Annotated in this window: 27 protein-coding genes; 19 read left to right on the forward strand and 8 right to left on the reverse strand. The window is 59.0% G+C overall.

Translation table 11 applies throughout. The features are described from left to right. Position 1 precedes the first annotated feature (1 nt). The 3 genes from U5L73_RS14400 to U5L73_RS14410 are packed head-to-tail and all read left to right on the forward strand — an operon-like array spanning position 2 to position 4,327. Entirely contained in the window at positions 2 to 805 is an 804-nt protein-coding gene (locus U5L73_RS14400; protein ID WP_322562984.1) for an alpha/beta hydrolase, read from the forward strand. Between the two features lie 4 nt (positions 806 to 809). Next, positions 810 to 2,606: a sensor histidine kinase gene (locus U5L73_RS14405; RefSeq protein WP_322562985.1), complete on the forward strand. Its 1,797-nt coding sequence runs from the start codon at positions 810 to 812 to the stop codon at positions 2,604 to 2,606. Then, complete coding sequence (locus U5L73_RS14410) at positions 2,606 to 4,327, forward strand: putative bifunctional diguanylate cyclase/phosphodiesterase (protein WP_322562986.1); 1,722 nt, start codon at positions 2,606 to 2,608, stop codon at positions 4,325 to 4,327. The genes U5L73_RS14405 and U5L73_RS14410 overlap by 1 nt, the downstream gene beginning before the upstream one ends. 52 nt (positions 4,328 to 4,379) lie before the next feature. Here U5L73_RS14410 and U5L73_RS14415 read toward each other — a convergent pair whose 3' ends face one another. From U5L73_RS14415 to U5L73_RS14435, 5 genes are all read right to left on the reverse strand, one after another. Continuing rightward, positions 4,380 to 5,213, reverse strand: coding sequence for an undecaprenyl-diphosphate phosphatase (locus tag U5L73_RS14415; RefSeq protein WP_322562987.1), 834 nt, complete (start codon positions 5,211 to 5,213; stop codon positions 4,380 to 4,382). A gap of 81 nt (positions 5,214 to 5,294) precedes the next feature. Then, on the reverse strand, positions 5,295 to 6,530 hold the full coding sequence (locus U5L73_RS14420) for an ABC transporter permease (protein WP_322562988.1): 1,236 nt from the start codon (positions 6,528 to 6,530) through the stop codon (positions 5,295 to 5,297). Continuing rightward, a complete protein-coding gene (locus tag U5L73_RS14425; protein ID WP_322562989.1) occupies positions 6,527 to 7,219 on the reverse strand; it encodes an ABC transporter ATP-binding protein in 693 nt (230 codons plus the stop codon). The genes U5L73_RS14420 and U5L73_RS14425 overlap by 4 nt, the downstream gene beginning before the upstream one ends. 10 nt (positions 7,220 to 7,229) lie before the next feature. Next, complete coding sequence (locus U5L73_RS14430; protein WP_322562990.1) at positions 7,230 to 7,424, reverse strand: hypothetical protein; 195 nt, start codon at positions 7,422 to 7,424, stop codon at positions 7,230 to 7,232. Continuing rightward, entirely contained in the window at positions 7,363 to 8,508 is a 1,146-nt protein-coding gene (locus tag U5L73_RS14435; protein ID WP_322562991.1) for an efflux RND transporter periplasmic adaptor subunit, read from the reverse strand. The genes U5L73_RS14430 and U5L73_RS14435 overlap by 62 nt, the downstream gene beginning before the upstream one ends. 221 nt (positions 8,509 to 8,729) lie before the next feature. On the opposite strand from U5L73_RS14435, the gene U5L73_RS14440 reads away from it, so the two are divergent. The 7 genes from U5L73_RS14440 (at position 8,730) to U5L73_RS14470 (ending at position 14,715) form a co-directional block, all read left to right on the forward strand. Beyond that, positions 8,730 to 9,143, forward strand: a complete 414-nt coding sequence (locus U5L73_RS14440) for a DUF2306 domain-containing protein (protein ID WP_322562992.1) — start codon at positions 8,730 to 8,732, stop codon at positions 9,141 to 9,143. Between the two features lie 25 nt (positions 9,144 to 9,168). Continuing rightward, positions 9,169 to 9,465 carry a 2TM domain-containing protein gene (locus U5L73_RS14445; protein WP_322562993.1) on the forward strand — a complete coding sequence of 99 codons (297 nt, stop codon included), beginning with the start codon at positions 9,169 to 9,171 and terminating at the stop codon, positions 9,463 to 9,465. A gap of 33 nt (positions 9,466 to 9,498) precedes the next feature. Beyond that, complete coding sequence (locus U5L73_RS14450; protein ID WP_322562994.1) at positions 9,499 to 10,557, forward strand: sensor histidine kinase; 1,059 nt, start codon at positions 9,499 to 9,501, stop codon at positions 10,555 to 10,557. 7 nt (positions 10,558 to 10,564) lie between these two features. Then, on the forward strand, positions 10,565 to 11,428 hold the full coding sequence (locus U5L73_RS14455; RefSeq protein WP_322562995.1) for a LytTR family DNA-binding domain-containing protein: 864 nt from the start codon (positions 10,565 to 10,567) through the stop codon (positions 11,426 to 11,428). A gap of 98 nt (positions 11,429 to 11,526) precedes the next feature. Then, on the forward strand, positions 11,527 to 12,687 hold the full coding sequence (locus U5L73_RS14460) for a branched-chain amino acid ABC transporter substrate-binding protein (RefSeq protein ID WP_322562996.1): 1,161 nt from the start codon (positions 11,527 to 11,529) through the stop codon (positions 12,685 to 12,687). A gap of 32 nt (positions 12,688 to 12,719) precedes the next feature. Continuing rightward, positions 12,720 to 13,310, forward strand: a complete 591-nt coding sequence (locus U5L73_RS14465) for a hypothetical protein (RefSeq protein WP_322562997.1) — start codon at positions 12,720 to 12,722, stop codon at positions 13,308 to 13,310. Between the two features lie 268 nt (positions 13,311 to 13,578). Further along, positions 13,579 to 14,715 (forward strand): branched-chain amino acid ABC transporter substrate-binding protein, encoded by a 1,137-nt coding sequence (locus tag U5L73_RS14470; RefSeq protein WP_313880054.1) that lies wholly within the window; start codon positions 13,579 to 13,581, stop codon positions 14,713 to 14,715. A 105-nt stretch (positions 14,716 to 14,820) separates the two neighbouring features. Here the strand turns inward: U5L73_RS14470 and U5L73_RS14475 are convergent, their stop codons facing one another. Continuing rightward, complete coding sequence (locus tag U5L73_RS14475; RefSeq protein ID WP_322562998.1) at positions 14,821 to 15,912, reverse strand: DUF2157 domain-containing protein; 1,092 nt, start codon at positions 15,910 to 15,912, stop codon at positions 14,821 to 14,823. A 61-nt stretch (positions 15,913 to 15,973) separates the two neighbouring features. Between U5L73_RS14475 and U5L73_RS14480 the strand changes: the two genes are divergently transcribed. Continuing rightward, entirely contained in the window at positions 15,974 to 16,912 is a 939-nt protein-coding gene (locus tag U5L73_RS14480) for a glutaminase (protein ID WP_322562999.1), read from the forward strand. A gap of 6 nt (positions 16,913 to 16,918) precedes the next feature. On the opposite strand, the gene U5L73_RS14485 is transcribed toward U5L73_RS14480, so the two are convergent. Continuing rightward, positions 16,919 to 17,845, reverse strand: coding sequence for a GGDEF domain-containing protein (locus U5L73_RS14485; protein WP_322563000.1), 927 nt, complete (start codon positions 17,843 to 17,845; stop codon positions 16,919 to 16,921). 116 nt (positions 17,846 to 17,961) lie between these two features. On the opposite strand from U5L73_RS14485, the gene U5L73_RS14490 reads away from it, so the two are divergent. The 3 genes from U5L73_RS14490 to U5L73_RS14500 are packed head-to-tail and all read left to right on the forward strand — an operon-like array spanning position 17,962 to position 21,571. Then, positions 17,962 to 19,785 carry a glutamine--tRNA ligase/YqeY domain fusion protein gene (locus U5L73_RS14490; RefSeq protein WP_322563001.1) on the forward strand — a complete coding sequence of 608 codons (1,824 nt, stop codon included), beginning with the start codon at positions 17,962 to 17,964 and terminating at the stop codon, positions 19,783 to 19,785. A 35-nt stretch (positions 19,786 to 19,820) separates the two neighbouring features. Further along, entirely contained in the window at positions 19,821 to 20,876 is a 1,056-nt protein-coding gene (locus U5L73_RS14495; RefSeq protein WP_322563002.1) for a DUF262 domain-containing protein, read from the forward strand. Continuing rightward, a complete protein-coding gene (locus U5L73_RS14500) occupies positions 20,873 to 21,571 on the forward strand; it encodes an MAE_28990/MAE_18760 family HEPN-like nuclease (protein ID WP_322563003.1) in 699 nt (232 codons plus the stop codon). Before U5L73_RS14495 ends, U5L73_RS14500 begins: the two co-directional genes overlap by 4 nt. A 312-nt stretch (positions 21,572 to 21,883) precedes the next feature. Here U5L73_RS14500 and U5L73_RS14505 read toward each other — a convergent pair whose 3' ends face one another. Then, on the reverse strand, positions 21,884 to 22,777 hold the full coding sequence (locus U5L73_RS14505; protein WP_322563004.1) for a competence protein CoiA family protein: 894 nt from the start codon (positions 22,775 to 22,777) through the stop codon (positions 21,884 to 21,886). 96 nt (positions 22,778 to 22,873) lie between these two features. Between U5L73_RS14505 and U5L73_RS14510 the strand changes: the two genes are divergently transcribed. From U5L73_RS14510 to U5L73_RS14535, 5 genes are all read left to right on the forward strand, one after another. Further along, on the forward strand, positions 22,874 to 23,836 hold the full coding sequence (locus U5L73_RS14510; RefSeq protein WP_322563005.1) for a hypothetical protein: 963 nt from the start codon (positions 22,874 to 22,876) through the stop codon (positions 23,834 to 23,836). A 101-nt stretch (positions 23,837 to 23,937) separates the two neighbouring features. Beyond that, a complete protein-coding gene (locus U5L73_RS14515) occupies positions 23,938 to 24,477 on the forward strand; it encodes a DUF924 family protein (protein WP_322563006.1) in 540 nt (179 codons plus the stop codon). Between the two features lie 107 nt (positions 24,478 to 24,584). Further along, the gene (locus U5L73_RS14520) at positions 24,585 to 24,875 is read left to right on the forward strand and encodes a nucleotidyltransferase family protein (protein WP_322563007.1); all 291 of its coding nucleotides are present in this window, start codon (positions 24,585 to 24,587) and stop codon (positions 24,873 to 24,875) included. Then, positions 24,872 to 25,219 carry a DUF86 domain-containing protein gene (locus tag U5L73_RS14525; protein ID WP_322563008.1) on the forward strand — a complete coding sequence of 116 codons (348 nt, stop codon included), beginning with the start codon at positions 24,872 to 24,874 and terminating at the stop codon, positions 25,217 to 25,219. The genes U5L73_RS14520 and U5L73_RS14525 overlap by 4 nt, the downstream gene beginning before the upstream one ends. A 209-nt stretch (positions 25,220 to 25,428) precedes the next feature. Continuing rightward, positions 25,429 to 26,301, forward strand: coding sequence for a DMT family transporter (locus tag U5L73_RS14535; protein ID WP_322563009.1), 873 nt, complete (start codon positions 25,429 to 25,431; stop codon positions 26,299 to 26,301).

A 26,301-nucleotide genomic window follows, 5' to 3' on the forward strand; every position in this document is an offset into this window, starting at 1 on the left:
CATGTCGACCATCGTTTTCTCTCACGCCAACAGTTTTCCCGCCACCACCTACAAAGTGCTTTTCAAAAGCCTGCGTGCCCGGGGCTACAGCGTCAAAGCCGTTGATAAATACGGCCATGATCCACGCTATCCGGTCAGCAACAATTGGCCAAATGTGGTGCAACAGTTGGTGGACTTTACAACCCCCATCGTCGAAAAAGCCGGCGAGCCGGTTTGGCTCGTAGGCCACTCCTTGGGGGGCTTCTTGAGTGTGATGGCAGCAGCGCGTCAACCCGGTCTGGCCAAAGGTGTAGTGCTGATCGACTCCCCCTTGGTGGGCGGCTGGCGCTCACGCGTGGTGGGTCTGGCCAAGACCGCCCAACTTGTGGGGTCGATATCTCCCGGCGCAGTGAGCCGCAAACGGCGCAACAGCTGGCCTGACCTCGATGCAGCCCTTGCGCATTTCCAGCACAAAAAGGCTTTTGCCCGCTGGGACCCGCAAGTCTTGATGGATTACGTACACGATTTCCCTGAAGACAGCGAAGGCAAACGCGTGCTAGCCTTCGACCGTGATGTAGAAACTGCTTTCTACAACACCTTGCCCGACAACCTGGATCGCTTGTTGGCCCGTCATCCGCTGAAATGCCCTGTGGCTTTCATCGGGGGAGACCAGTCCGCAGAGATGAAGCAAGTCGGCATGGATCTGACCAACAAAATCACCAAGGGACGGAACATGATGCTCGATGGCACCCATCTTTTCCCCATGGAAAAGCCTTTAGCGACTGCCGCGGCGCTAGAAGCTGCCCTGCGCAACCTCGGGGGCTAAGCAGATGACCATTCCGGCCTCCAAATTACTGGAATCGCTGGAAGCACAAATTGCCGCGCTGCGTGCGGAAAACGAATCCTTGCAACAGCAAGTGGTTGCCCAGCTCAGCGGGGCACGCCAGTGGATGATTCGACGCACCACAGAGATGCAGCAGGACAACGAAGAGCAAAAGCGGGCCGAGACCATGCAACGCGTGTTCTACCGGATTGCAGAGCGTGCAACCGCCGGCCTCTCGTTTCACGATTTCCTGCAAGTGGTGCACCAGCTGCTGCGCGAATTGATGTTTGCCGACAACTTCTATGTGGCCCTGCACAACCACGACCTTGGGGTGGTGGACTTTCCCTACTATGTCGACGAGCGGGATGGCGACGAAATGCAGCGCTACGGCGTGCCCTACAGAAAAGGCATGACCGAGTACCTGCTGGAACTTCAACAGCCCTTGCTGCTGGATGCAGCACGCTTTGCAGCGCTGCGGGAGGCGGGCCACATGGCAGACTCCAGCGGAGACTTGACCTTCGCTTCTTGGCTTGGCGTACCGATGCAGATTCACGGCCGGACCTCCGGTGTATTGGTCGTGCAGGCTTACAGCGACGACGTCATCTACAACGACGAGAATGTGAAAATTCTCGGGTTTTTCGCCAACCACGTGAGTGCTGCCATCGAGCGCTACCAGACGATTGAAGAGCTCCGCAAATCAGAAGCGCGCTACCGCTCTGTGATTGAAAACGTCGGGGTGGGTGTGGTCGTCGTGCAAAACGGTCACATGGTGTTTGTCAACCCGAGCATGGAGCGGATCGTGGGTCACACCACCGAGGCCCTGATGGCCATGCCCTTCACCGGCAGCATCCACCCGGACGACGTACCCGCCGTCGTCGAGCGGCATCAGCGACGCCTGCGGGGCGAGCCAGTGGAAGAGAGCTACAGCTTCCGCGTCATTACCGCCCGGGGCGAAGTGCGCACGCTGGACCTCTCTGCGGTATTGATTCAATGGGGCCAGCGGGATGCCACCTTGCTTTTTGTGGTTGATGTCACCGCACGGGTGCGCGCGGAGGCGGATCAACAACGGGCTTTGCAGCAGCAAATTGAACTGAACGACCTCAAGAGCCGGTTCATTTCAGTAGCGTCGCACGAATTCCGCACACCGTTGGCCACCATCCACGGCTCGGTGGAGTTGCTCAGCCACTACGAAGCCCGCATGAGCACGGAGCAAAAGCGACTCACCCTGCAGAAAATTGATGACGCGGTGGCGCGTATGGCGCACATGCTCGAAAACGTGTTGGTCATCGGCCAGTCGGAGGCCGGGCGTTTGCAATTCAAACCACAGGCCTCCGCGATTGCCAGCTTTTGCAGGAGCCTGGTGGACGAATTCCGCAGCACCATGCCGGATGCCTTTCAGAACATCCAGATGACACTGGACCTTCCAGACGAGGGCCTGCGGTTTGAGCTGGACGAAAGCCTGGTCCGCAATATTGTGGGAAACTTGCTGTCTAACGCGGTCAAGTACTCGCCCGAGGGTGGCGCAGTCACCCTGCGGGTAAAGCCGGTGCAAGCCACCCGGCTGCTGATCGAGGTGTCCGACCAGGGGATCGGCATACCACTGGCTGACCAGCCCAATTTGTTTGAGAGCTTTCACCGCGCCAGCAACGTCGGCAACATCGCCGGAACCGGCCTCGGTCTCTCGATTGTCCGGGACGCGGTGGAATGTCACCGCGGCACGATCAGTCTGCACAGCGCGGCGGGACAAGGCAGTTGCTTCACCGTGATGCTCGAAGCCCCACCAGCGGACACCGGGAATACGTGATGCACATCTTGATCGCGGAAGACGAACCCTCCCTGCGGGAAAACCTGCAGTGGATGCTCGAACTGGAAGGCTATGAGGTCACCGCCGCTGCGGACGGCCGGGAGGCTCTTGCTGCCGCCCTCACCCACCGCCCCGACCTGGTGCTGACCGACGTCATGATGCCTGAGCTCGACGGTTTCGGGCTCATCAAAGCCCTGCGCAGCCACCCCGCCACTGCCACCCTGCCGGTGATCATGCTCACCGCCCGTGCCGATCGCAGCGACACCCGCACCGGCATGAACCTCGGCGCGGACGACTACCTGACCAAACCCTGCCGTCGCGAAGAGCTACTGGCCGCCATCAGTGCCCGGCTGGAGCGCAGCCGAATTCAGCAACTGGCTGCGCAACGCCTGCAAACCGAGGCACAGAAGGCCATGCAAATCGACACCCTGACCGGACTCCCCGGCCGGGACTTGTTTGAAGAGCAACTCGACACTGCGGTGGGCACCTGCGAAACGGTGGCCTTAATCTGCTTCGGGCTGGATGGTTTTTCGAAGATCAACGAATCCCTGGGCACCGGCGTGGGGGATCTGGTCTTGCGCGAGGTCGGCAAACGGCTGCAGCAGTGCATCCGCGGTTCGGTGGCCAGCCACCCGCATGATGGGGTCGGCCGGCTGGGCGGAGATCAGTTCGCTGTGTGCGTTACCGGCTTGCCGGACGCCTGCTCCTTGGCGGGCTTTGCCACTGTGGCCTTAAGCGCTTTGGCGCAGCCCTACCGGGTATCAGGACACACCCTGTTCCTGACCGCCAGCGCCGGTGGCAGCACCTACCCGGCACAGGCTGATAGCGTGCACGCGCTGCTGCTCAATGCAGAGTCCGCACTCCACCACGCCAAACCGGACGGCCCGGGCATGTACGCCTACTTTGACAGCGCCATGAACCGGCGGGTCGCCCGCACTTTGCTGATTCACAACGAGCTCCACAGCGCCTTGCAGGCCGGCGACCTGGAGCTGTATTACCAGCCCCAGATCCGCATTGCGACCGGCAAGGTCGTGGGGTTCGAGGCGCTACTGCGCTGGAACCACGCAAGCCTGGGCGCGATACCGCCCAGCGAGTTCATCCCGATTGCAGAGCAAAGCGGCATCATCGTGCAGGTGGGCGAATGGGTGCTGCGCACCGCCGCAAAACAAGTTGCCGCCTGGCTCGCCCGGGGCCACCACGACTTCCGGATTGCAGTCAACATTTCTGCTCGGCAGTTTGTCGGCCAGAACCTACCGGAACTGGTAGGCCGGGTCCTGAACGAAACCGGCATTCCCCCCGCCTCGCTGGAACTGGAGGTGACCGAGAGCCTCGCTCTGCGCAATGTCGCGAATACGCTGGCCACGCTGCACGAGTGCAAAGCCCTGGGCGTACATCTGGCAATGGACGACTTCGGCACTGGTTACTCCAGCCTGTCGTACCTCAAGCGCTACCCGCTCGATACCCTCAAAATCGACCAGTCTTTTGTGCGCAACATCCCCCACGACTTGGGCGATGTGGCGATCACCCGGGCCATTGTGGCAATGGCACAGAGCTTCGAGTTGTCACTGGTGGCGGAAGGGGTGGAGACCCCCGAGCAATTCGCTTATCTGCGCGAGCTGGGGTGCGATGACGCCCAAGGCTATTTATTCAGCCCCGCGGTGCCGGCCGAGGCGGCCGAGCGCTTTTTTACCGAGCCGCAAAACACGGCGCTACCGACGTAAAAAAGGCCACTGCAGTGGCCTCTGGCAAACCTGGGGCTCAAGGCCCCAACCGTTACTCGGCCCAGACCACCAGCCCGCTCCAGGAGGTGAGCAGCACCACAATGCCGAACACAATCCGGTAATAGGCAAAGCCGACAAAGCTGTGGGTGGAGATGAATTTGAGCAACCAGCGCACGCACAACCACGCGCTGATGAATGAAAACACCAGCCCGACGCCGAACATCGGCACATCCGCCATCGACAACAGGCCACGCTCTTTGTAGAGGCTGTAGGCACCCGCGCCAATCAGGGTCGGAATCGCGAGGAAGAACGAAAAATCGGTAGCCGCCTTGCGCGACAAGCCCAGCAACATGCCGCCAATGATGGTGGCGCCGCTGCGGCTGGTGCCGGGCACCATGGCCAGGCACTGCACCAAGCCCACTTTCAGGGCGTCCAGCGGGCTCATGTCGTCCACGTTGTGCACCCGCACTGCGGTGCCGCCTGCGCTTTGGCGACGTTCCGCCCACAGAATGATGAAGCCGCCCACAATAAATGTGGTGGCCACCACCGCCGGCGTGAACAAATTCGCCTTGATGGCCTTGCCGAACAGCAAGCCCAGAATGACGGCAGGGAAGAAACCGATGAAAACATTCAGCGCAAAACGCTGGGCAGAGCGCTCTGCTGGCAGGGCGACGATGGTGTCGCGGATCTTTTGCCAGTACACCAGAATCACGGCAAAAATCGCACCGGTCTGGATCGCAATGTCAAACACCTTGGCTTTGGCATCCACAAAACCCAAGAGCGAGCCCGCAAGAATCAGGTGCCCGGTGCTCGAAATCGGCAAAAACTCGGTCAGCCCTTCCACCACGCCCATGATGGCGGCCTTGATCAACAACGTAATATCCAAAAAATCTCTCCCTGAAATACAAGCCAAATCGGCCTCTGGCGCTCATTTTATATGCGCGAGTAGCTCACATTTTTATAGCAACTACTCGTAGCGCAAGGCCTGGATTGGCAGCAGCTTGGCCGCACGGCGCGCCGGGTAGTAGCCAAAAAACACACCCACCATCGCCGAGAACCCCACTGCCAGCAAGACCGAGCCAGCACTCAAAGCCACCTGCCACCCTGCAAAGTGTCCCACACCCCAGGTGGCCAGTGCCCCGAACGCGACCCCGATAGCACCACCCAACAGGCTCAGCGTGACTGCCTCAATCAAGAACTGCGCCAGGATATCGCGCCCTCGCGCACCAACCGCCATGCGCAGCCCGATCTCACGGGTGCGCTCGGTCACACTGACCAGCATGATGTTCATGATGCCAATGCCGCCAATCAGCAAACTGATGCCCGCCACCGCGGCCAACAGCAGGGTCATGACGCGGCTGCTTTCTTCTTGGGCTTGCAAAATCTCGGTCAGGTTGCGCACCACAAACGGGTCTTCATTGCCTTCTTGCACCTTGAAGCGCTGGCGCAGCAGGTCTTTGATGCTGGCTTCTACCGCCTGCATGTCCTGCCCTTCACGCACCTTGACGCTGATAGCCCCGACCCGCTTGAGGCGGCTGGTTGCATCGCCACCCCAGATGCGATTGCGCAAGGTACCCAGCGGCACCATCACGATGTCGTCCTGATCCTGGCCCATGGAGTTTTGGCCCTTTGAGGCCAGCACCCCCACCACGGTCATCGGAATATTGCGCACCCGCACCACCTGATCAATCGGGTCTTGATCGCCAAAAAGCTCTCGGGCGACGGTGCTGCCGATCCAGGCCACTTTGGCCGAACCGGAGATTTCGCCGGGGTCAAACATGCGGCCTGCCGCGAGAGGCCAGTCGCGGGCCTCCAGGTATTCGTTGTTCACTCCCAGGATGCCAGAGCTCCAGTTGGTGTTGCCAAACACCAACTGCCCGCTGGTGCGCGAGGTAGGGGCAGCCACCTGCACCTCAGGGATTTCGAGGCCGATGGCTGCAGCGTCCTCCTCGGTCAAGCGCTGGCGCGTCTGCGCTCCCAGGCGCACTCCGGCCTGTGAAACTCCGCCGGGAAGCACCAGCATGATGTTGGAGCCCAGCCCCTTCATTTGCTCTTGCACCCGGTCGGTGGCGCCCCGGCCGACTGCAATCATGGTGATCACTGCCGCTACCCCGATGATGATGCCCAGCATGGTCAAAATGCTGCGCAAGGTATTGGCCGCGAGCGACCGCCATGCGCTGCGCAATGCCGCAAAGAAATTCATAGCGCGGCCCCCGCTTGCACCGTGTCTTCCACCATGCGGCCGTCCTTGAAGACCAACTTGCGGCGGGCCCAGGCGGCGATGTCGGGCTCGTGGGTTACCAGCACCACGGTCATGCCCTGGCGGTTGAGGTCGGTCAGCAGGCGCATGATGTCCTCGCTTGTTTCTGAGTCCAGCGCGCCGGTGGGTTCGTCGGCCAAGATGAGTTGCGGCCGGTTGACCAGCGCGCGCGCAATCGCCACCCGCTGCTGCTGCCCGCCCGACAACTCAGCCGGCGTGTGGTGGGCGCGCTCGCCCAAGCCCACGCGTTGCAAAGCCTGGAGGGCGCGGGCATGGCGCTCCGGTGCTTTGACGCCGGCGTACACCATCGGCAGCTCCACGTTTTCCAGCGCACTGGTGCGGGCCAGCAAGTTGAACTGCTGAAACACAAAGCCAATCCGCCGGTTGCGGATCGAGGCCAACGCATCCGGCGCCATGTCTTGCACGGCCTCGCCGGCCAGCAGGTAGCTACCGCTGCCCGGCTGGTCCAGGCAGCCCAAAATATTCATCAAGGTAGACTTGCCCGAGCCCGAGGTGCCCATGATGGCCACCATCTCACCCTCAGCAATGTCGAGCGACACCCCGCGCAGGGCGTGCACGGTCTGGTCGCCCATGGCGTAGGTCTTGGTCAGTTCGCGGGCCGCTATCAGCATGAGGCGGTCCTCAAAACGGCGAACGCGGACCGCTATTACCGGCCTTGGCAGAGGATGTGTTTTTGAGACCCGTGATCACCTCAGCACCCTCTGCCAGACCGGCAGAACCCTCGCCGCCTTCAAGCACCTCGGTAGTGCTGCCGTCACTCACGCCGATACGCACTGCCACCGCCTGCGGCTTGCCGTCGGCTGCGAGGGTGTACACACGGCCCCGACCCTGCCCGCGCCCGCCCGCCGGGCGCGTCCACGCCCTCGATACGCATGCGCAGTGCGGCGTTCGGCACCTTGAGCGCTTTGTCACGCTGGTCGGTGATGATGCGCACATTGGCCGTCATGCCGGGCAGCAATTTGCCGCCCTCGTTTTTGAAACCGACGATGGCCACATAGGTCACCACATTGGCCACATTGGTGGCTGCTTTGCGCACTTGGCGGATGCTGCCCTCGAAGGCCTGGCCGGGAAAGGCATCGACCGTAAAGCTGGCCTTCTGGCCGGTTTTGAGGCGGCCCACATCGCTTTCGTCAATCGCGGCTTCGACCTGCATGTCCGACAAGTTTTGGGCAATCACAAACAGCTCGGGCGCCTGCAGACTGCTGGCCACCGTTTGGCCCCGCTCAATGGTGCGCTTGATCACAATGCCGTTTACCGGCGAGGTAATGCGGGTGCGGGCCAAATCGATACGCGCCTGCGCCAAAGCCGATTCCCGCTGGGCCACATTGGCCTGCGCGGTCTTGACCTGCGCCTGGGCCACGCCCACCTGGGCTTGTACGCTCTTCATGGCTTCTAGGCTGGTATTCACCAGGGCGCGGGCCTTGTCGGCCTCGCTAGCGGCGATGAACTGCTGGTCTGCGAGGCTCTTTTTGCGGTCGGAGTCGCGGCGGGCCTCGTCCAGGTCGACCTGTGCGCGCGACACCTGGGTTTGCGCAGCGAGGGCATTGGCCTGCGCGGTGAGCACGGAGGCGCGGGCGGCATCCACATCAGCCTGGGCGCTGCGCACCCGGTATTCAAACGTCTCGGGGTCAATCTGGGCGATCAGCTGGCCGGCTTTGACTTCACTGTTGAAGTCCACCAGCACATCACGGATCTGGCCACTCACCTGGGTGCCCACACTCACCTGCGCCACAGGGCTGACGGCACCACTGGCTGCTACGGTGGCTTGCAGATTGCCACGACTCACTGTCGCTGTGCGGTACTCGACTTTGCCGCCATTTTGTTGCTGCACCCACCACCAGCCACCCGCTCCCAAGGCAGCCACCAGCGCCACGGTGGCGCCTATACGTTTTGTGTTCATGCCCTGATTCTAGAAAGCCGACATGGCAAGGCCATGTCAACCACCCAAAGGCCCTTGGCCGCCCCAGGCCGCCCCCCTTTGCAACTGGCCACTTTCCGTTTACCACTGACTCCGTGCCGCTGCATCTGGCGCCACCGGGGCTGCATTCCGTCGCAAAGCGGTAGGCAAGTGATGGCGCACGCGGCACAGTCACGCCATCGCCAGCTCACAACCCCGCCGCCATGCCACTTACACCCGTCATTGCTGTTCATTTGACCGCTGCACTCGCCGCACTGGTGATCGGGCCGCTGGCCATCTGGGCCCGACGGGGCGGCACACAGCGCACCCGTGTACACCGCGCAGCCGGCTACGCTTGGGTCACGATGATGCTGGCTACCGCCATCAGCGCCCTGTTTATCCGCGACTACCAGCTGCCCAACTGGGCCGGCTACACCTGGATCCACTTATTTGTGCCGGTCACGCTGGCGGGCCTGTTCGGTGCGTTCCGCGCACTGGTGCTTCACGATATTGCCCGCCACCGCAAGATCATGCAGGGCCTGTATGTCGGTGCCTGCCTGGGTGCGGGCGCCTTCACGTTGCTGCCCGAACGCTACCTCGGCCAGCTGGTCTGGGGCCAATGGTTCGGCCTTTTGTAGTTCACGCTACCTGGAGCCCATCCCCATGAACGCACTCACCGCCCTCTCCCCCGCCGACCTCGAGCGCCTGGCCCGCAAACGCGCGGGCGCCAAAATGGGGTGGTACATCCATGCCACGGTGTTTATCTTGGTCAATGCCGGGCTGACGCTGCTGGCAGCCCTGCAAGGTCTGCACTGGGCCGTGTTTCCTGCTGCGGGCTGGGCATTGAGCCTGGCGATTCACGGAGCGGTGGTGTTTGCACGCCCACAAGGGGCGAGCCTCTTTCAAAAGCTGTTAGTGCGTGAGCGCCAGGCACTCCAAGCACAGCGGGACCCTTGGTAAGTGCACTGCACTTGGCGGCATACTCACAGGACTATGCGTCCCCTGCTCTCTCTGGCTTTAGCCCTACGCGGCGTCAAGGTGTTGGCCCTCAACACCGTGATTGCGCTGGGCATCACGCTGTTTGACAACCACTCGTTCGGCCTCAATCTGGTGTATTCGCATTGCATCGGGATTTGCATCTGGTGCTACATCGAGGGGGCTAACTTCTTCTTGGTGGACAACTGGCAAAAGCATGTGTCCCGGCTGATCTTCATCGTGCCGGTGTCGGTGGTGCTGGGCTATGTGAGTGGTCACCTGCTGACGGATCTGATTTTGGGCACCACCTCGTTTCAATACTGGAAACAGACTCCCCGCATGGCGTGGGGCATGTTGTTTGTGAGCTTGGTGGCCGGCAGCACGATTTGCTGGGTGTTTGTGAGTCGGGAGCAACTCGCAGCCGAGCGGCAAAACCTCGAGATTGCCCGGCGCCAAGCCAGTGAGGCGCAGCTCAAGTTGCTCGAATCGCAGCTGGAGCCGCACATGCTGTTTAACACCCTGGCCAACCTGCGGGCGCTGATCAGCCTCGACCCGGCCCGGGCCCAGACCATGCTGGATCACATGATTGCTTACCTGCGGGCCACCCTCTCCGCCTCGCGCGCGCCTGCTGGGGGCGGCAGCCACACCCTGGCCGACGAGTTTGCCCGCTTGCACGACTACCTGGAGCTCATGGCCATCCGCATGGGACCCCGGCTGCAATTCAGCCTGGATTTGCCCGATGCATTGCGCGACCAGCCGGTGCCACCCCTGCTGCTGCAGCCGCTTGTGGAAAACAGCATCCAGCATGGCCTGGAGCCCAAGGTGGAGGGCGGCAGCATCCGCATTGCCGCCACCGCTGACCACGGGCGCCTGATCTTGCTGGTACAAGACACCGGCTTGGGCGCAGACCCGGCCCGCCTGCAGGGCCAGGCCGAGCCCTCACCCGGCCACGGCTTTGGCTTGCAACAGGTGCGCGAGCGGCTGGCCACCACCTTCGGCAGCGAAGGCGCTATGCTTTTGGTAGCAGCACCCGGAGGTGGAATCAGCGCTAGTGTCACTTTTCCCCTCAAATCCTGAGCCCCCCATGACCGTTGTGACCGCACTGATAGCTGAAGACGAACCCCTGCTGGCCATGGCCCTGCAGGCCGAGTTGGCCCGCGCCTGGCCCGCATTGCAGGTGCTGCGCACCGTGGGCGATGGAGCATCCGCAGTGCAGGCTGCGCTGGAGCTCGCACCACAGCTGCTGTTTTTTGACATCCGCATGCCCGGCCTGAGCGGGCTGGACGCCGCCCTCGAGCTGGCCGAACTCTGGCCCCCGACCCATGCGCCGCACCAGCCCTTCCCGGCGCTGGTGTTTGTGACCGCCTACGACCAATATGCGGTGCAGGCCTTTGAGGCCCAGGCGGTGGACTACCTGCTCAAGCCGGTGCAAGCCGCGCGCTTGCAAAAAACTGTGTCAAAACTGCAGCAGGCACTCATAAAACCTGCGCATACCGCTCCTGGAACAATAGCAAATCCAGTGATTGACGCCACCCTGGAAGCCACACTGCACCAACTACGCGGCCTGCTGGAGCACAGCGGCCGGGTCACCGGAAGCGGCCTGGGCACCGCGCCGGCCCTGCCCCGCCTGCAGGTGCTGCAGATTAGCGTGGGGCCGCAGATTCACATGGTCACGGTGAGCGAGGTGCTGGTGTTCGAGGCGGCCGACAAGTACCTGCGGGTCCTGACTGCTGACCGCGAATACTTGCTGCGCACCCCCCTTAAAGACCTGCTCCCCCAGCTCGACCCGGACGAGTTTTGGCAGATCCACCGCGGCACCGTGGTGCGCGCCAGCGCGATCGCCGTCGTGCACCGCGACGAGGCGGGCAAACTCGCGCTCACCCTGCGCGAGCGCCATGACAAACTACTGGTCAGCCGCCTCTACGCCCACCGCTTCAAAGCCATGTAGTGGGCAGCTTCTACTTGGGGTAAACGAGCCCTCTGTGGCATGGGTGTTGCTGGGTATAGCTCCCTACAATGCCCCATCGATTCCCCAGGACCCCTTCCATGCCATTGAAACTCTCGCGTCGCAGCACACTGCGCCTGCTTTCCGCGTCCGCTGTAGCCTCATCCGGGCTGTTGGCGGGCTGCGATTCCACGCCCGCGGTTATCAAAATCGGGGTGGCCCAACCCTTGAGCGGCAACCTCGCAGCACTCGGCCAAGATTTGCTCAACGGTGTGAACCTCGCGGCAGAAGAAATCAACAAGGAAGGCTACAAGGTCAATGGCAAGACCGTGACCTTTGAGATCGTGGCTGTCGACGACAAGGCCAACGCCGAAACCGGCAAGGCCGTTGCTCAGCAACTCGTAGACGCCGGTGTGGTCGCAGTGATCGGCCACTTGAACTCGGGCGTGAGCATCGCCGCAGCGCCCATTTATGCAGGCCGCAACATTGCCCAGTTGGCCATCTCCACCAATCCCAAATTCACCCAGCTCGGCTTGAACACCACCTTCCGCCTGGTGGCTAACGACACGCTGCAGGCCAAGGCCATTGGCAGCTACTCGGCGTCGCAAATTGCCGGTACCCGCTACGCCTTGCAAGACGACAGCACCACCTACGGCAAAGAGCTGGCCGAGGGAGCCGAGGTTCAGCTCAAACTCGCTAAAAAAGAAATCGTGCTCAAACAAAGCTTTGACGACAAGACGGTCGATTTCGACGCCTTCGCCGCCAAGCTCAAGGCAGAAAACGTGCAGGTGCTGGTCACCACCGTGAGCGACTTCCAGGTCGTGGCCCTGATTGAAGCCCTGAAGAAAATCGATTACACCGGCATCACCATCCTAGGTGCAGACACTGCAAAAACGCCCGACATGCTCAAGGGCGGCGGCGGCATGAAGGGCTTGTTTGTGACCTCGCCCATTTTGGAAGCCCGCGAATTCACCGCCGGGGCCGCCTTCCTCGACAAGTACCGCGCCAAGTTCAAAAAAGACCCGGCCTACGCAGGTCACTACACCTACGACGCAATGCATGTGCTGGCCGCAGCCATCCGCCGTGCCGAATCCAGCAAAGCTGCCGACATTACCGCGATGCTCAAAAAGCTCGATGGCTATGCCCCGGTAACCGGCTCCATGAAATGGGATGACAAAGGCGAGCAGCGCTACGGCGTGATCGGGGTTTACAGTGGCAAAGGCGGGCTCTGGGAATCCCAGATGCGCTCTGACAACTGGTAAGCCCCACCGCAAAGAACACTGAGGAGAACACCATGACTTTGCGCTACACCACCGTTCCCAACAGCTTGCCCGAGAGCAAGATGCGCATGTACCCCACCAAGGTCATCAACATCATCGGGGGGCCGGGTAGCGACAAGTCGCTGTTCTCCGCAGCCATCATTCTGTTTCTCAACCTCCACCACAAAACGGTGGAGACCATTCCCGACTACGCCAAGTCACTGGTCTGGCAACAAAACTTTGAGGTGCTGAAAAACCAGTACTTCATTGCCCAGCGCCAATTCGAAATGCTCAACCTGCTCGACGGGCAGGTGCAGTTCCTAATCACCGAGTGCTCACTCCCCCAAGTGCTGTATTACAACGAGCACTACCCAGAAAACATTTGCGACGTGGGCAAGACCCGCGCACAAATTCTGGAGTGGTACCACCAGCACAACAACATCAACATCCTGGTGGAGCGCGGCGACAAAAAATACGTGCACACCGGTCGCTTCCAAGATGAAGACCAGGCCCGCGAGGTGGACCGCGGGCTGCGCACCACGCTGCTGACCGAAGGCATTCACTTCACCGCACTGCCGGCCGATGTGGACGCCATCAACGCCTTTGCCAAAACGCTACTGGACTAAACCTGCTTAGGGTTCCCACCCTAAAGATGACAGGCCGGCCACTCATCTCAAACACGCACCAAAACCGTGCCTTTGTACAGCGCAAGCACCAAAGCCAACCTCGCCTCAGAGGGGAAATCCCTGTTTTGGGAGCAAATCAATTCATGCTCCATTAGAGATTTAAATACTAGTACCATATCAGTACAAGCCTGATGCTCACCTTTCAAGACTTGCGCTAATGTTCGCCCCGGTGAGAAATTTATTCACACTTTTTTAATTTGGAGTTTTTATGAAGTTGAAAATTGTTGCAGCCGCAGCCATCGCCTTGACCACTGGTATGGCTTTCGCACAAAACGCGGTTGTCACTATCGCTCACGTTGGCCCTACAAGCGGCGCGATCGCCCACTTGGGTAAGGACAACGAAAACGGCGCCAAGTTGGCCGTTGAAGAACTCAACGCAGCTGGCGTGACCATCGGCGGTAAAAAAGTAACTCTGCGTTTGATGACTGAAGACGACGCAGCGGATCCGAAGCAAGGTACCGCAGTTGCCCAGAAGCTGGCTGATGCCAAGGTTTCCGGCGTGGTCGGTCACTTGAACTCCGGCACCACCATCCCTGCTTCCAGCATCTACTCTGACGCTGGCATCCCCCAAGTTTCTCCTTCTGCTACCAACCCCAAGTACACACGCCAAGGCTTCAAGACAGCTTTCCGTTTGGTGGCTGACGACGCACAACTGGGCGGCACACTGGGCCGTTACGCTGTGAAAGAACTGAAGGGCAAGTCCATCGCCGTGATCGACGACCGTACTGCTTACGGCCAAGGCGTTGCACAAGAGTTCAGCAAGGCTGTTGAAGCTGCTGGCGGCACCGTGGTTGCTAAAGAATTCACGACCGACAAGGCCACTGACTTCTCCGCTATCCTGACCACCATCAAGGGCAAGAAAGCTGACGTCGTGTTCTTCGGCGGTATGGACGCTGTTGCAGGCCCCATGCTGCGTCAAATGAAGTCCTTGGGCATCAACGCCAAGTTCATGGGCGGCGACGGCATCTGCTCCACCGAATTGGTGAAGTTGGGTGGCGACGCGATTGCTGACAACCAAGTCTACTGCGCGGAAGCCGGTGGCGTGGAAGGCCAGCAAAAGGTTGGCATGGACGCATTCAAGACCAAGTTCAAGGCCAAGTTCGGTACAGACGTTCAGGTGTACGCACCCTACGTGTACGACGGCGTGAACCTGATGGTTGCCGCCATGGTCAAGGCCGGTTCTTCCGACCCAGCCAAGTACCTGCCCGTGTTGGCAGCTACTAAGGACTACAAGGGCGTGACAGGCAACATCTCCTTTGACAACAAAGGCGACATCTTGAATGGCGCTTTGACACTGAAGACCGTCAAGGGCGGCAAGCTGTCTGAAATCGCTGTGATCCGCTAATCACGGACCTGTTTCATGGCAACGCGAGTTGCCATGCACAGCAAAAAGCGCACTGCATGCAGTGCGCTTTTTTTATGTGCGCCACATTCATGTGGCATTTAACTCTCAGGTGCGGGGTTGCAACCCTTGCGGTACAAAGCGGCTTAAACGTGCAGCGATGGTGCTTTCATGGCGCTGCCACCACACACCCAGCGCCACCAGGCCCAAGCCCAACACAGTGAGTGCAAACGGAAACATGAAACTATCCCGAAACACCTCGTGCGAGAGGTGGCCCAAGTACAGCATCACCCCGAGGGCGCCATACACCGTGAAAACACGCCGCCCGATGGCCGCCCCCACCAGCACCATGGCTACATTCAGCGCGCAGTAACCCAGCTTGGCCAGCTCGGAGCCCGAGTCGTTGAGGCTCAGGCCGCACCAGAACATGGTGGTGCCAAAAATATAGAGCCAAAACGCAAAATCCTGCCGCCACTCGGCCGTTTGGGACAAACGGGTCCGCACATCCACCCACAGGGCCACCGCCACTGTGCCGATGCCAAACACCAGCGACATATCGCGCATGAACTCCCACTCCCAGCGATGGTCCAAGAGCAGCATGTTGGCCACATCCATGCTCAGGTACCACAGCGTGAGTGCCAGCGGCATCACCATAAAAGGCAACCGGTAACGCCACAACATCACCACACCGGCTGCCAGGGTGGCCATCTCCAGGGTGATCCAACGCCAGTCAATCCGCGTGTGATAGCTGGCCAACGAGTCCGGCCCGCCCGGCGGCCACCAGCCCATCAAGTGCTGTGCCCCCCAAACAATCAGCGGCACCAAAAACACCGCCAAGGTAGCCATCAACCCGGCCGGCACCGGCAGGCTGCGCGCCTTGAAATAATCTGCCACCTCCAGCGCAGCAAACAGGTACAGGGCACCCAGCACCATCAGCGCGGTCGGGCCCATTTGCTGGAAGCCCAGGGTCATGAACAGCGTCATGGCGCCGATGGCCAGCAAACCGCCAAAGTAATACAGCACATTCACAAAGCTGAACCCCGGCCCCGCAGCCACCGGCTGCACGCCATGGCGCCAGCGCTGCCACAAGGCTTGGGCCTGCGTCTCGGTGATCACGCCGTCGCGGGCAGCCTCGGTCAAATCTTGCAAGCGCAGCGCAACCGGCAAATCAGCCGTGTCTGTGTCGTCTTTGATGTGCATTGCGCATCCCCCCTGTGGTTGGCCTGCATATGTACCACAAGGCCACTCCTAGAATGAAACCATGCACACCCTCACCACCGCCCTGGCCCAAATCAACACCGAAGCCCGCGCCCTGTTCGGCCAAGGCAAGGTGGCCGACTACATTCCCGCGCTGGCCCAAGTGCCGCCCCGGCAGTTTGGTATGGCGGTGGCGCTGGTAGACGGCAGCACCTGCTCGGTAGGCGATGCGCACACCCCGTTCTCGCTGCAAAGCATTACCAAGCTGTTTACTTTTGTGCTGGCGCTCAAGGCCATTGGCGAAGACCTGTGGAGGCGCGTGGGCCGCGAGCCCTCGGGCGCGGCATTTAACTCGATGGTGCAGCTCGAAACCGAACACGGCATTCCGCGCAACCCGTTTATCAATGCCGGTGCGCTAGTCATTACCGACATCCTCACCACCCGCTACGCCCACCTCGACTACGCACTCTTGGGCGCCCTGCGCCGCCTGACCGACGACCCCGACCTGAGCTGGAACGCGGCTGTAGCCAAGAGCGAGCGCGACACGGCCCACCGCAACATGGCCATGGCCTACTTTATGAAAAGCTATGGCAACTTTGCCAACCCGCCCGAGCTGGTGCTGGACAACTACTGCCGCCAATGCGCCACCGAGATGAACTGCACCCAGCTCGCCCAGGCCACCATGTTTCTGGCCAACGCCGGCCGCGACCTCGGCCGCGATGGCCGGCCGGACGAACAGTTTTTAAGCGCCGACGAAGCCCGCCGCGTCAACGCCCTGCTGCTCACCTGCGGCGCCTACGACGCCGCTGGCGACTTTGCCTACCGCATCGGCCTGCCAGTCAAAACCGGGGTGGGCGGCGGCATTGTAGCCATTGCCCCCGGCGTGGGCACCGTGGCGGTGTGGGCGCCCGAGCTGGACGCCAAAGGCAACTCGGTGCTGGGCGCCTTTGCGCTGGAGCGACTGGTGCAGCTCACCGGCTGGAACCAGCGGGCCACGGCCTAAAGGCCCTCAGGCCCACATCAGCCGGTCGCGGCCAGCGCCCTTGGCGGCGTATAGGGCGCGGTCGGCGTTGCGCATGTTTTCGATACTGCTCAGGGCCGGGTCCAGCATAGTCAGGCCCGCAGAGCACGTGTGGTGAAAGCGCGGCACCTCCGGCAGCGGCGACGACTCACGCACAACCCCCAAAATAGCTTGCACCTTGGCTACGGTATCAGAGGGTGTGGCTTGCGGGAAGAGCAGCAAAAACTCCTCACCCCCGATGCGGCCAAACCCATCATTGCGCCCCAGCGAACGCACTACCAAGCGGGCAAACCGCTGCAACACCTCGTCCCCCGCGTTGTGGCCATAGGTGTCGTTGATCTTTTTGAAGTAGTCCAGGTCCAGCAGCACCAAGCCACAGGCCTGCTGGTTGCTGCGCAACTGGCTCAAGCGCAAATCAAGCTGCTCCAGCACATGGGCGCGGCTGCTCACGCCGGTCAGCGCATCGACCTGGGCTGCGCGCAAGGCACCGCCGCGCGCTTGGCGCAACGAGCGGTCGTTAGCGCGCAGGGCGGTTATGTCAAAGCCCACACTCAGCATCCAACCCCGGTCGTCCATGGTCTCGGTGATGTACATCCAGCGGCCGCTGTACAAATCGGCCTCAAAGGTGCGAAACGGTAGCTTGCCCCGCCGCGCCTTGGCAGACATGAGCCACGCCTCGATGTCGTCGGTCTGAATTGCCGCGCCCACCTTTGTGGCAAAGCTTTGGCGCATCATGTCGGGCCACGAAATGGGCACATCCCGCGCCATGGCAAAGTCAATGCAATGCGAGGGGTTCGCATAGCGCACCACGTCTTGCGGGTCATACAACACCACATGCAAGGGCGACTGCTCGTACAGGCGCGCCAAGTCTTCGGCGAAATAAGCGCTCACAGCAATTCCGGTGGAATCAGTCATCAAATTCTGAAAATTGTAAAAAATGCAACAAATACATAGTACCGGAGTCTTCTGACACAAGCCCGTCAGGCGCCCTCGCAGGGCGAGACGCAAGATGCGGCGTCTAAAATCTGCGAATGAGCACCCCCACCCCCGCGAACACAGCGACAGACACCGTCAAGCCCAGCAACTTTTTGCGCCAGATCATCGAATCTGACCTCGAAAAAGGCACCTACGCCCAACGCCGCTGGGCCGGCACCCCCGGCGACGCCGCGCACCACGCCAAAGGCGAGCCCGACCCCGCCAAAATCCGCACCCGCTTTCCGCCCGAGCCCAATGGCTACCTGCACGTAGGCCACGCCAAGAGCATCTGCATCAACTTCGGCTTGGCGCGCGACTACGGTGGCGTGTGCCACCTGCGCTTTGACGACACCAACCCCGAAAAAGAAGACACCGAATACGTCAACAGCATCATCGATGCGGTGAAGTGGCTGGGCTTTGACTGGAACGGCAGCCAGGGCGACTACAGCGTGGCCCCCTACCAGGCCAGCGACTACTTTGACTTTATGTACCGCGCCGCCGAGGCGCTGATTGAAGCCGGCCACGCCTATGTGGACGAGCAAACGCCCGAGCAAATGCGCGTGAACCGTGGCGACTTCGGCAAGCCCGGTGTGGACAGCCCTTTCCGCAGCCGCACGCTTGCCGAGAACCTGGCCCGCTTTCGCGAAATGCGCGATGGCAAGCATGAAGATGGCAGCATGGTGCTGCGCGCCAAGATCGACATGGCCAGCCCCAACATCAACATGCGCGACCCGGCCATCTACCGCATCCGCCGTGCCACGCACCACAACACGGGTGACACCTGGTGCATTTACCCGATGTACACCTTTGCGCACCCGATTGAGGACGCACTGGAGCAAATCACCCACAGCATCTGCACGCTGGAGTTTGAAGACCAGCGCCCGTTTTACGACTGGCTGATGGACCGCCTGTGCGAGAGCGGCCTGCTGGCCGCCCCCGCGCCCAAGCAATATGAATTTGCCCGCCTGAACCTCACCTACGTGATTACCAGCAAACGCAAGCTGGCCGCGCTGGTGAATGAAGGCAAAGTCAGCGGCTGGGACGACCCGCGCATGCCCACCATCGTCGGCCTGCGCCGCCGTGGCTACACGCCCGCCGCCATCCAACTGTTTGCCGAACGCATTGGCGTGACCAAGAGCGACAGCTGGATCGACTACAGCACCTTGGAAGGCTGCCTGCGCGAAGACCTGGAAAACACCGCCCACCGCGGCATGGCCGTGCTGAACCCCGTGAAGCTGGTGCTGACCAACTGGGGCGAGGTGTTTGCCGCACAAGGTGGCGACGCCTATCTGGACGCATGCAGCATGCCCGCCCTGCCCCACCCGCCCGAAGGCACCGAATCACCGGTACGCCACTTCACCATCGGCAAAGAGGTGTGGATCGAGCGCGAAGACTTTGAAGAAGTGCCCCCCAAGGGCTACAAGCGCCTCTTCCCCGGCAACAAAGTGCGCCTGAAGGGCGGCCATGTGATTGAGTGCACCGGCTGCACCAAAGACGCCAATGGCGTCATCACCGAAGTGCTGGCCACCGTGGTGCCCGACACCAAGAGCGGCACCCCCGGCGCCGACCTGGTGAAGGTGAAAGCCGCCATCACCTGGGTGGGCGTGGCTGACGGCGTGCGCGCCGAAGTGCGCATGTACGACCGCCTGTTCAGCGACGCCCAGCCCGACGCGGGCGGCAAAGACTTCCTGGAGAGCCTGAACCCCAACAGCCTGAAGGTGGTCACGGCCATCGTGGAGCCATCACTGGCCAACGCGCAGCCCGACCAGAAGTTCCAGTTTGAACGGCATGGGTACTTTGTGGCGGATCGCGTGGACCACAAGGCGGACAAGCCGGTGTTTAACTTGGCTGTGGGGTTGAAGGATTCTTGGGGAAAGTAACCCTTACTTAGTCGATTCACAAAGAGAACAATTCGATGATCAATTTTGCTGAATTCCAGGACCAGCTACAAGCTGAAAGACGAACAGTTTCCTTTGATAGCTATGACATAACGGTTCGGCAACTTGTGGACATGTTCTCTGATGCTGAATTAGATATCTATCCCGACTATCAACGCCAATTTCTTTGGGAAGAAGAACGTCAGTCGCAATTAATTGAATCTGTATTCCTGGGGATACCAATTCCAAGCATCTACATGGCGACCAATGCTGATGCAACTTGGGACGTAGTGGATGGAGTTCAGAGGCTTTGCACTTTGATCAATTACTGTGGCCAAGACAAGGATCGCGAAAGAATTAGAAAAATAGTGCCGCTAAAACTTGTCGGCTTGGAAAAGCTGAGCGAGTTGAATGAATCTTCATTTAGTGAACTACCCAAATCTATTCAACTACATTTTCTAACGCGCCCAATCAAAGTAACAGTTTTAAACGACAAGAGCGACAATGATGTTCGCTTTGATTTGTTTGAGCGCCTAAATACCGGTGGGGTATCACTTACTCAACAAGAGATCAGGAATTGCATTTTTCAAGGCAAGTTCAATGAATTCCTCAAGCAGCAAGCAAACAAACCACTAGTTAAGGCAGTTGTCAAACTTAAAACAAGTGACGAATCCAATGGGACAGCAGAAGAATTCATCCTTCGCTTCTTTGCTTTTCTCGATAACTATTCTGATTTCGACCACAGCGTAAAACACTTCCTAAATGACTACATGAAGAGCCTGATAGATACAGGACCAAGCAAGAATGCGCGCTCGCTGTTTATGGACACATTTACTCTACTAAAAGAATGTTTACCAACTGGTATCGTCAGAGGTAATAGGTCCATCACCCCTGTTAACCTATACGAGGCTATCGCAGTTGGCACCGCTTTGGCTATCCGCGAACTAGGCGGTACCGACGAGTTGAGGAAGGAAATCTTTCCAACGTTATTAGAAGACAAAAAACTTCGAAGATTTACCACTGGCGCTACGAACAGTAGGAAAATGGTAGTTGGAAGAATTGAATACGTTCGCAATGCCTTGCTAGAAACATGAGCCATGGTTCTGTAAGTAGTTCGATTGACGAACGCTTTCAACAAGTAAGAGATTTTCTCTCCCTAATTAAAGCTAGGGAAGGAACAGAGCAGCCCAGTACCTCTAGCGATACAAAAACGCTTCGAGGGTTGTTTTATGTTCACCTTTACTCTGCTTTCGAATTTTCGATAAACCATTCAATTCAGAATACGCTGCAACTAGCGGCCCAGAAAAAAGTTAAGTTGAATGAACTAGAGTCTCGATTTTTAACAGTCGGTTTAAATCATTTATTTCAAGCATACCCAACGATTAAATCCGACAAAAGATGGAAAAAGCGAATCGAAATTTTCGACTCGATAAGCTCAGATAAGACATCCGAAATAAATAACACCTTATTCGGTGAATATTTGCAAAACATCTGGACCAATACGCTTATTGACGTGTGTACTTGTATTTGCCTTCCAGCATCCGTTCTACCCAGCCCGCGAGAACGTCAATATATTGATGAATTGGTCGATACAAGAAACAAAGTTGCGCACGGACGCGAAAGTGCACACAATGTAGGCGAAAGAACCAATGGTATCGAACTTGAAACTCGATTTAACATCATCAAGGATGTGACCGATCGTGTTGTTAATGCTCAAGTTGATTTGATAGAAAATTCAGAATTCGTTATACCCGAATCAAGATCAAGTTATCAAACCACACACATATAAACAAATTAATTTAAATCTATTTTGCCTTAAATTGCATTCGAATTTTTGAATATCAATCCTTTAGCCATCCTCCACTTCTAGTTCGAAGAGCTAGCCCTTAAGCAGCACTTCGCCAAAGATGCTGCCTTGTGGACGAAGCCATAGGCGCCCGCTTCGGCGCCATTCTGGAGGCTCCGGCGCAGTGTGAGCTATTTGGATGGCGCACCACGTCAGAGGGGGGCTGGAGGAGGTGTTGGTGCTGGACCAGTTCTCGCGCAATGTCTCCCGCAACACCACCCGAGCCCCTGTAGATTGCGGGTGACAAGGCTCGATTCAGCTGGACTTAGGCCCCATAGTTATCTGCATCGTCCGCGCCTTTTGCTCTAAGTCACGCCTCACGATATTTGCTGCCCAGCGCGGCACATTCCAAGTTTTGTATTGCATGTTGTAGCGGGCCCCATGTGGCTTGCAGACCGACTTGATGAGTGAAACCAAGTCCGGGTCGAATTTGACGCATTTGACGGCGATATCTCCACTTTTGAATTGACGGATAGACACCCATCGTCCAGAGAAGAATATTTTCTCTTCGGGTAAGTATTGTTTTGGTGCTGGCTGTATGGGCAAATTACTATCTGCTAACTCAACTGGCAGCTCCACCGGCCAGATCCATTTTTTCCTATCCACTGCGCCAATAATCATCTCTTTGACCAGCACTGGATCGAACTCTTCGGGAGTGAATGCGCTCAAGTCTATTTCCAGTGTCGGTAGTTTCAGTTGTGCCAGTTCTGCAGCTTTCAATATGTCGCAGAATGATGAATAGGCAATCTCCACAGCGACCTGCAAACCATCTGTAGTCACCAACAATATGTCAGGACGTAGATTGCCGATGGCATATTCCTCAACCACAGGCCCCAGTGCTTGCAATATGGCCTTATCAGCCTCGACGCTCCAGCCAAAATATTGGGCTACAGGTGGCGTAACCGGCGCAACGAGCCCACGCGCTTCCACGATTAGCTGTTTGGCATAGCGGTGTAGAAGCGATTCGTGATTTGATTCACATGGCTCTGAGTTTGATGCGTGGGAGAAGTGGTGTTGCCTCACTTCGCCCTGCCTAGCCACAAGTGGTTCATTGCACACTACGCAGCGGCACTGGCAGGCGCTGCCGCGAGCAACCTCCCTCACGTGCACTAGTTGATTAAACTCGTTAAAAGCAAATTGATTTGACATGAGAGCGCTCCAGTAAAAAAGTTGGGGAGGTCTTTCCGGGTGGCAGGCGGCGCAACCAGCCACAAACCACCTTCATACCGGTTCAGGGAGGGTTGAATGAGAGAGTTGGTGCAATGTTTTATTGCTTGGTTGACGGAAGAACCCGTTGCGAGCAATGCCTGGAGGATTTTGGATGCCTTGGCTCAAGAGACCTTGAAACGGGCAGACAGCCCCAACGCTGAGCAGCGCGAATTTGATGTGGCCGAATTAGCAGAGATTTGTCGTCCCGGGGAATATTTGGATTACGAAGATGCAAAGAAATGGTTTACGAGAGCCAAGCCCCAACAGTTTCTTCAGGTACGAAAAAAATACATTCAAGAGTACTTCTTAAAGCAAGGTCATTCCTATTTTTTGATGCTCGAATGTCGGGCATCCACTGGCAGACATAAGACCATGTGGTATCTAAAGCCATATGTAATTGAAAACTCAAAAGAACTCGAAGTCGTCACCGCCAGCGACGAGTCTCATCAGATTGAATATTCGGTGACTGCTCCCGGAGAAATCAAACTAAGTTGGTTCGGGAAAATAATTATGGGATCAGGTGCATTTAAATCTCGGTCATGGCGTGGAGGTTTATGGGCACTTGGCTTGGTAACTTCGGTCATCGCACTAATATCCTGCGGCCTTCTCATCTTTCAGATGCAGAAAGTAAATCGCCCACTTCAAACTAATGACCTTGCAGTTTTCTTTCTCTTAACATTCTTAATTTTGGTTATTTGGCGACACCAAATCAGACCACTTCTGTGGCTTGTTGAGGACAGAGTCGGTTTCGCCAGTGATACGCTGATTAAGCTGAGTGAAGACCCAGCTCACCTCGACTTGGTAAAGGACGGCGACCACCGTTACTTCCGTTTAGTCAGATATTCAGCCGTCTGCCCGATTTGCGCTGCCGCAATCGAGCTAAGGTTTGGGCAAGGTAGCCAACACCGTCGCATATTTGGCTGCTGTACTGAAGTGCCGCAGGAGCACGTTTTTACGTTTGACCGCGTGACGAAAGTCGGCCAAAGATACATCCGATAGATCATGTGTTGTTGCTACACATTTCGTAGCTTCTTGCGCACGTTTCACGGGCGCTAGGAACCGATTTGTCACACAAACAGAGCCTTCATATACTGATGACCATGCAACCCCAATCCATCCTCCACTTCTGGTTCACGGAACTAACCCCCAAGCAACACTTCGCCAAAGACGCTGCCTTGGACGAAGCCATTCGCACCCGTTTCGGCGCCATGCTGGAGGCTGCGGCGCGGTGTGAGCTGTTTGCCTGGCGCGCCACGCCCGAGGGGCGGCTGGCGGAGGTGTTGGTGCTGGACCAGTTCTCGCGCAATGTGTACCGCGACACCCCCCGCGCCTTTGCGCAGGATGCGCTGGCCCTGGTGCTTGCGCAAGAGCTGGTGGCCAGTGGGCAGGACCGCAGCCTGCCCCTGGCGCAGCGCAGCTTTGCCTACATGCCCTACATGCACAGCGAGTCCGCGCTGGTGCACGCGCAAGCGGCGCTGCTGTTTGACCAGCCGGGCATGGAAGACACCCTGCGCTTTGAGCTGCGCCACAAAGCCATCATCGACCGCTTCGGCCGTTACCCCCACCGCAACGGCATCCTGGGCCGCACCTCCACGCCCGAGGAGCTGGCTTTCTTGAGCGAACCGGGGTCTTCGTTCTAGGTTTGCGGCAGGCGACTTGCTACGCTTTTGGTAGCTGCTTACGCATATTCCACGTGGGCTAGATGTCAATTTGACACATAAATAGCCTGCTCCGGTAAACTGCCCCCATGCGCCCCTCTCAAGCCCTTAGCCAACACCGCGATGCCGTCTGCCTTGCCGCAGCACGCTATCGCGTGGCGAACCCCAGGGTGTTTGGCTCTGCCATGCGCGGGGATGACCGCGATGGCAGCGACCTGGATCTGTTGGTAGACACCTTGCCTGGAACCACGCTGTTCGATCTGGGCGGCCTGCAAGACGAGTTGCAAGAGTTGCTTGGCGTGTCTGTCGATGTACTCACCCTCCAAGACCTGCCTGCCAAGTTCCGCGACATAGTCGCCCAGGAGGCCCGGCCTGTATGACAGTGAACCGTCTGGCTGACTATGTGGACCATATGCGGCAAGCGATTGCCGATGCGCAATCGTTCACGGAGGGCATGGCTCAGGCCGACTTCATGCAAGACAAGCGCACACAGCAAGCGGTGGTGATGAGCCTGATCGTTCTCGGTGAAGCGGCGACCAAGGTGATGGATCAGCATCCTGCTTTTGTAGAGCAGCACAAGCAAATCCCTTGGCGCAGCATGCGGGGCATGCGCAACCGCATTGCCCATGGCTACTTAGACATCAACCTTGAAGTGGTGTGGGACACGGTTCAGACTGCTCTTCCTGAGTTGAAGCGTCAACTTGAAGCATTGCCCCCGGCTTAATCACTGCCCGACCGCAACGCCATCCTGGGCCGCACCTCCACCCTCGAGGAGCTGGCTTATCTGAGCGAACCGGGGTCTTCGTTCTAAGTTTGCAGCAGTAGGTTTGGGGCAATGGGCTTGCTACGCTTTTAGTAGCTACTTGCGCATATTCCACGAGGGCTAGAGGCCAATGTCATACATAAATCGCCCCACGCGTACACTGCTTGGCAATGAGTTCTCTTTTCAACCTATCTCTACTCGCGCTGGCCATGCTGGCCTTTGCGGGCAACTCGCTGTTGTGCCGCGTGGCGCTCAAGGGTGGCGCTATCGATGCGGCCAGCTTCACCACGGTGCGGCTGGTGTCTGGTGCCATCACGCTGGCGGTTTTGGTGTGGCTGCAGCGCAAGCCTGGCCCACAGGCAGAGCGCACGAGGCGGCTGCCGGGCGATGGCTGGTCGGCACTGGCGCTGTTTGTGTATGCGGCGGGGTTTTCGTGGGCCTACCTCAGCATGTCGGCGGCCACGGGGGCGCTGCTGCTGTTTGGGGCGGTGCAGGCCACGATGATTGCCTGGGGCCTCGCCCGCGGTGAGCGCTTGAGCCTGCAGCAGCTGGCGGGTTTTGCGTTGGCAGTGGCGGGCTTGGTGGTGCTGATGCTGCCGGGTGTGGCAGCGCCGGGCCTGGCGGGCTCGGCGGCCATGTTGGGTGCCGGTGTGGCGTGGGGCGCTTATTCGCTCTTGGGGCGCCGCCACGCGGCCAAGGGTGGCACAGACCCTACGGCGGTTACGGCGGGCAACTTCATCCGCACGGTGCCGATGGCGCTGGCGCTCAGTGCGGTGGCGCTGCCGCAGTTGCACATCACCACCAGCGGCCTGCTGTATGCGGTGGCCTCGGGCGCGCTGACATCGGGTGTGGGCTACGCGGTGTGGTACCGGGTGCTGCCCACACTGCAAGCCACCCACGCCGCCACAGTGCAGCTCAGTGTGCCGGTGATTGCAGCGGTGGGCGGGGTGCTGCTGTTGGGCGAGGCGGCTACCGTGCCCATGGCGCTGTCGGGCGCCGCTATCTTGGGTGGCATTGGCCTGGTGCTTTGGAAAAAAGCCTAG

Source organism: Rhodoferax sp. (assembly GCF_034520025.1).
Classification (GTDB): Bacteria; Pseudomonadota; Gammaproteobacteria; order Burkholderiales; family Burkholderiaceae_C; genus Allorhodoferax.